Consider the following 6,031-nt stretch of genomic DNA (forward strand, 5'->3'; position numbering starts at 1 on the left):
CTACTGTGTACGACTGACCAGGCGGTCGACGATCGCCTTGCCCGTGGGGGCGGCGGTCAGACCGAGCTGGAACAGGAGATCCGGCACGTCGAGGTAGACGACCTCGCACTCGAAGAGGCCGTCGTCGGCGACGCGGAAGTACGAGACCGTCGTCGTCTCGATCACGCGTCCGGTCGGCTCGATCCCCATCCAGGTCTGTCCGTGGGTCCGGCGCACACGTGTGCGCACCCACACCTCCCGTCCCGCGACCGCGATCTGCGGATCGAGGTTGACGAGGTCGGGGAAGAACCGGCCGAGGTCGGTCATGTGGCGGCCGATGGCCTCTTTCCCGCGCACGGACACGCCGAGCGCGGGAATCTCGTACCAGCAGTCGTCGGTGAAGGTGGCCAGGTTTCCCGGCACGTCTTTCCGGTCCTCCGTGGCGAAATGCTCGAGGACGAGATCGCGGATGGATCGCTCTGTGCTCACGGGAATACAGTATTCATCGGAGGCCGCATGAATCCGATATCGACGGTGATACTCGGCAGCGGATGGCGCGCGGATCAGCTGGCCGACGCGCTCTCGCGGCATCCCGACTTCGTGTTGCGGGGCTTCGGTGCGCGGAACACCGGCGCGGCGAGTTCCCTCGCTCGGAAGCACGCCGCAACCGCCGCCGGTGACGCGGCCACCGTTCTGCGGGAGGTCGAACCGGAGCTCGTCTTCGTGGCAGTCGCTCCCGAGGCGTCGGCGGACCTGATCGCGCTCGCGGTCGAGCACGGTGCCCGGGTCGTGGTGGAGACGCCGCCGGCCTCCCCCGAGCGGCTCGACGGCCTCGCCGAGCGCTACGCCGACACCGTCGCGGTCGCGGAGCAGTACCCGCGCTATCCGCTCCACGCGGCGCGTCTCGAGCTGATCGCGCGTGGCGTCATCGGGATGCCGACCTCGGCGTCGATCTCGTCCACGCAACTGCATCACGCGGCGGCCCTCCTCCGCCTCGCGCTCCGCGTGAACCCGCGCACGGTCCGCGTCCGCGCACGGGAGTGGACCACGAGCATCGTCGACGTCTTCGGCCGGCAGGGGTGGGACGACAGCCTCGAGCCCCGCGAGCGAGCGCGAACCGTCGCGACGATCGAGTTCGACGACGGTCTCCTGGGGTTCTACGACTTCACCGCGAACCAGTGGAACAACCGGCTGATCCCGGCCGCGATGACCGTCCGCGGGACGCACGGCGAGATCCGCGACGACGTCGTGACCCGCATCGTCGGCCCCCGCACGATCGTCCCGTCCCGGATCATGCGGGTGCGGCGCGGCGACGAGATGGACGTGTTCGACGGCGGCACCGAGTCCCTCGTCTTCGAGGGCGACGTCGTCGCCCGCCGGCCGCCGCACTCGACGGGACAGACCGACGAGGCGTGGGCGCTGTCGTCGTTCCTGGACGCCACGGCCGAGTGGGTGCGCGACGGTGCCGCCCCGCCGTACCCGCTGACCGCCGCGATCCTCGACGCACGGATCGGGCGCGCCATCGTGGTGTCCGTCGAGGAGGACCGCGAGGTACGCCTGGACCTTTCCCTTCCGAGACGCAGGCGACGTGATCGCTGAAAGGCAGGCGCTGTGATCGACACCGACGCTCTCGTGACCGGAGGCTCCGGCGCCATCGGCGCGGCGATCGTGACTGCCCTCCGGGAGGCCGGCGCGAACGTGACGGTGATCGATCGCGAGCGTCCGGCCCGGGACGACGTCGCCTTCGTCGCCTGCGATCTCGGCGATCTCGCATCGATCGACGCGGCTATCGCAACCCTCGAGGGGAGGTCGTTCGCGTCGATCGTCCACTGCGCGGGCGTCATCCAGCAGCGACCGCTGGCCGAGGAGCCGCGGGAGACGTGGCGCCGGGTCATCGACGTCAACCTGACCGGGACGATCGCCCTGACCCAGGGTCTTCTGCCGCTGACGCCGGACGGCGCGTCGATCGTCTACGTGGCGTCGGCGATGGTCTTCAAGGGGGTCGAGGGCTACGCCGTGTACACGGCCACGAAGGCGGGTCTCGTCGGTTTCGCGCGCTCGCTGGCGGGCGAGCTCGGCGCCCGCGACGTGCGCGTGAACGTCGTCGCGCCGGGCCTGATCGAGACCGGCCTCACGCCCGACTACGCCGATCGCGAGGCGATGCAGATCGCCGGTCGCGCGCTGAAACGGGCCGGGCATTCGGAGGACGTCGCGGGCGCCGTGCGGTTCCTGCTGGGCCCGGAAAGCTCCTTCATCAGCGGCCAGACGCTCGTCGTCGATGGCGGGTCCGTCCGCCGGTAGTGGTTCGTCAGGCGAACCGGTGACGTCGGCCGCGTCCGCGGGTCTGTAGCGTCCAGCAGACCGACCTTCCTTTCGATGCCGAGAGGAATCCCTGGGTCGGACATCTTTGAGGACACAGCAGTCCCGGAAGGACCATTTCGATGCCGGAGTTCGTGGTATGAACGAGATTCTGATTTTTGCGATTCTGGGGTTGGGGTCTGGGGCTATTTATGGTCTTGGGTCGTTGAGTTTGGTGTTGGTGTATCGGGCGTCGGGTGTGGTGCATTTCGCGTCGGGTGCGGTGGGGATGGTGGGGGCGTTCGCGTTTTACCTGTTGCGGGGTGCGGGTGTTCCGTTGGTGGTGGCGTTGGTGCTCGCGTTTGGTGCGGGTGTGTTGTTGAATGTTGCGTTTTATGCGGTGGTGGTGCGGCGTTTGAGGAATGCGCAGCCGATTATTCAGTTGGTTGCGAGTTTGGCGTTTTTCGCGGTGTTGTATGCGTGGGCGTTGGGGACGTGGGGTGGGGCTCCGTCTGCTCCGGCGCCGGTGTTGCCGAAGGATTCGATTCCGTTGTGGGGGAACGCGGATGTGTCGGTGGACCGGTTGATTCTGTTGGGGGTCGGGGTTGTTCTGACCGCGGTTTTGGTGCCGGTGTATCGGTATACCCGGTTCGGGAAGCGGACCACGGCGGTCGCGGAGGGTGTTGCGGACACGCATGGGGTGTCGCGGGATTTTGTGGCGTTGATCAACTGGGGGTTGGCGGGTTTCTTGTCGGTGTTGGCGGCGATCATGATCGTGAACATCGTGGGGTTGTCGGTGACGCAGTTGAGTTTGATGGTGGTGCCGTTCCTGGTGGCTGCGGTGGTGGGGGGTTTCCGGTCGTTTTGGTTGGCGCTTGCGGGTGGGTTGTTGATCGGGGTGTTGCAGTCGGAGTTGACGTTGCTGCAGACCAGTAACCCGTCGTGGCCGATCGCGGGTGTGCAGGCGTTGGTGTCGGTGATCGTGGTGGTGGTCGCGTTGCTGGTCCGGAACATTTCGGTGACGAGCCGGACCGATGAGGATCTCGCGAAACCGCCGATGCTGACCGACGGGAAGATCCGGTGGGTGACGGTGGCGATCCTGGTGGTCGCGGGGGTGTTGTTGTTGGTGTTCTTGTCGCCGTCCGCGTTGGGGGCGCTCTCGATCAGCGCGGCGCTCGGGATCATTTGTTTGTCGGTGGTGGTAGTCAGCGGGTATGCGGGGCAGATCTCGTTGGCGCAGATGGCGTTGGCGGGCCTGGCCGGGTGGGTCGGGACTCGGATCGTGATGGCCGGTGGCGGGTTCCTTTTGGGCGCGGTGGTCGGGGTGATCACGGTGATCCTGGTCGGGTTGATCATCGCGTTGCCGGCGGTGCGGGTGCGGGGGATGAACCTTGCGATCGTGACGTTGACGTTCGCGGTGTTCATCGAGCAGCAGTTCCTGGACAACTCCGCTCTGGGTGGCGGGCAGGCTGCGGCGGGCTCGATCGGGTCGCCGGATCTGTTCGGGTTCAGCCTGTCCGGGTTGGTGTATCCGGTGCGGTGGGCGGTGGTGTGTGTGGTGCTGCTCGCGGTGACCTCGTTCGGGGTGATGAACCTCCGCCGCGGCCGGTCCGGCAGGCGTCTGATCGCGGTGCGGACGAATGAGCGGGCTGCGTCCGCGTTGGGGATCAACGTGCCGCAAGCGAAGTTGTATGCGTTCGCGTTGGCTGCCGCGTTGGCAGGTGTCGGCGGGTTGTTGATCACGTATTCCAGCCCGATCGTGCAGTTCGTGCCGATGTTCTCGTTCTTCCACTCGATCTCGATCGTGTTGTACACGGTGATCGGTGGGATCGGGTATGTCGCGGGTGCGATCATGGGCGGGTTGATCGACCCGTTGGGGTTGCTGCCGTTCTCGATCCGGCAGTTGATCGGGACCTCCACGATCGTGCAGGTCGTGCTCGGTCTGTTGCTGCTGGTGCAGTTGTCGTACCTGCCCAACGGCGGGTTCTCCACCATGGCCGCGACCCGCGCCTGGGTGGCGCGCCTCTTCCACCGCAAGACCCCAGCCGTAACCGCAGACACCACCGAGACGGCAGACGCCGCCACCGAGACCGCGGACGCCGCGACCACCGAAACGGCAGACGCCGCGACGGCGGGTGGGGTGCGGGGTCGGGTGGAGCCGGTCGCGCCGGTCACGTTGGAACTGTCGGATGTGTCGGTGTCGTTCGGGGGGGTGCACGCAGTCAAGAAGGTGTCGTTCCAGGCGGTGCCGGGTCAGATTGTGGGGTTGATCGGTCCGAACGGGGCGGGGAAGACCACGGTGATCGACGCGGCGACCGGGTTCGTGCACCCGCAGACCGGTCGGGTGCTGCTCAACGATCAGGACGTGATGGGCTGGCCGACCCGCCGGCGTGCGCGGGCGGGTTTGGGGCGGTCGTTCCAGTCGTTGGAGTTGTTCGACGCGATGACGGTGCGGGACAACATTGTCACCGCGTGTGAACGGCGGGACCTGGGCGCGTATGTGACCGACTTGTTCCGGCCGGGGAAACCGAAACTGTCTCCGGTCGCGTCGTCCGCGATCGACGAGTTCGGTTTGACCGGGGACCTGGACACGATGGCATCCGACTTGTCGTTCGGGCGGCGGCGGCTGGTCGCGATCGCCCGCGCGGTCGCAGCGAACCCGTCGGTGCTGCTGCTGGACGAACCGGCGGCGGGGTTGGATGAGAACGAGACCGCGGAACTGGGCCGGCTGGTGCGGCGGCTCGCGGATGACTGGTTGATGACGATCGTGCTGGTCGAACACGACGTGGGTTTGGTGATGGACGTGTGCGACCAGATCGTGGTCCTGGAACAGGGCGCGGTGATCGCGTCGGGCACCCCGGAACAGGTCGCCGCGTCCCCGCAGGTGAAAGACGCGTACTTCGGCGACACCGACACCGGGGTCACCGCCCCGGAACCGGAAACGGTCGTGGTCGTCGAAACGGTCACCATCGAAACCCCCGACCGGGTCGAAACGGTCGGCGCGGCCCGGGTCACCGAAACCCCCGCCGTGCGGGCGTCGGTCACCGATGAACAACAACTCCAGATCCGTGGGCTGACCTCCGGGTACGGGGACCTGCCCGCGGTCCGCGACATCGACCTGACCGTGAACCGCGGTGAGGTGGTGTTGCTGATCGGACCGAACGGGGCCGGGAAATCCACGACCCTGAAAACGATCTGCGGGGTCATCAAACCCATGAAGGGCGACGTGCTGTGGAAAGGCACCCCCACCAAACGGACCCCCCTGTACCGGCGGGTGCGGAACGGGCTCGCGTACGTCCCTGAGGAACGCAACATCGTCCGCAGCCTGTCCGTGCAAGACCACTTCGTCCTCGGCGGCGGGAACCCCGACATCGCGTACGAATACTTCCCGCAACTGGCAAAGATCCGCGACCGCGCCGCCGGACTCCTCTCCGGCGGGGAACGACAAATGCTCGTCGTCGGCGCAGCCCTCGCCCGCAAACCCGAGGTCCTCGTCATCGACGAACTCTCCCTCGGACTCGCACCGATCGTGGTCGACAACCTCATGCACACCATCCGCACCGTCGCCGACACCGGCGTCGGAGTCCTCCTCGTCGACCAACACATCACCAGCGGACTCACCATCGCCGACCGCGCCTACGTCATGGCCCGCGGCAACCTCCTCTACACCGGAACCGCCACCGAAACCCAAAACCGCCTCGAACAAATCAAAGACGTCTTCGTCGGCACCACCAACCAACGCACCGACCTCACG

The 6,031-nt window shown here is 66.9% G+C and carries 4 protein-coding genes; 3 read left to right on the forward strand and 1 reads right to left on the reverse strand.

Annotated features, from left to right (window positions below; all coding sequences use genetic code 11):
• On the reverse strand, positions 1–468 hold the full coding sequence (locus ABCS02_RS14270; RefSeq protein ID WP_345836309.1) for a nuclear transport factor 2 family protein: 468 nt from the start codon (positions 466–468) through the stop codon (positions 1–3).
• Between the two features lie 27 nt (positions 469–495).
• Between ABCS02_RS14270 and ABCS02_RS14275 the strand changes: the two genes are divergently transcribed.
• The 3 genes from ABCS02_RS14275 to ABCS02_RS14285 all read left to right on the forward strand — a co-directional run.
• Positions 496–1,578 carry a Gfo/Idh/MocA family oxidoreductase gene (locus tag ABCS02_RS14275; protein ID WP_345836310.1) on the forward strand — a complete coding sequence of 361 codons (1,083 nt, stop codon included), beginning with the start codon at positions 496–498 and terminating at the stop codon, positions 1,576–1,578.
• 12 nt (positions 1,579–1,590) lie between these two features.
• Positions 1,591–2,280: an SDR family oxidoreductase gene (locus tag ABCS02_RS14280; RefSeq protein ID WP_345836311.1), complete on the forward strand. Its 690-nt coding sequence runs from the start codon at positions 1,591–1,593 to the stop codon at positions 2,278–2,280.
• Positions 2,281–2,437: 157 nt separating this feature from the next.
• On the forward strand, positions 2,438–6,031 hold a 3,594-nt coding region (locus ABCS02_RS14285), incomplete at its 3' end, for an ATP-binding cassette domain-containing protein (RefSeq protein ID WP_345836312.1).

The organism is Microbacterium sp. X-17, assembly GCF_039615055.1.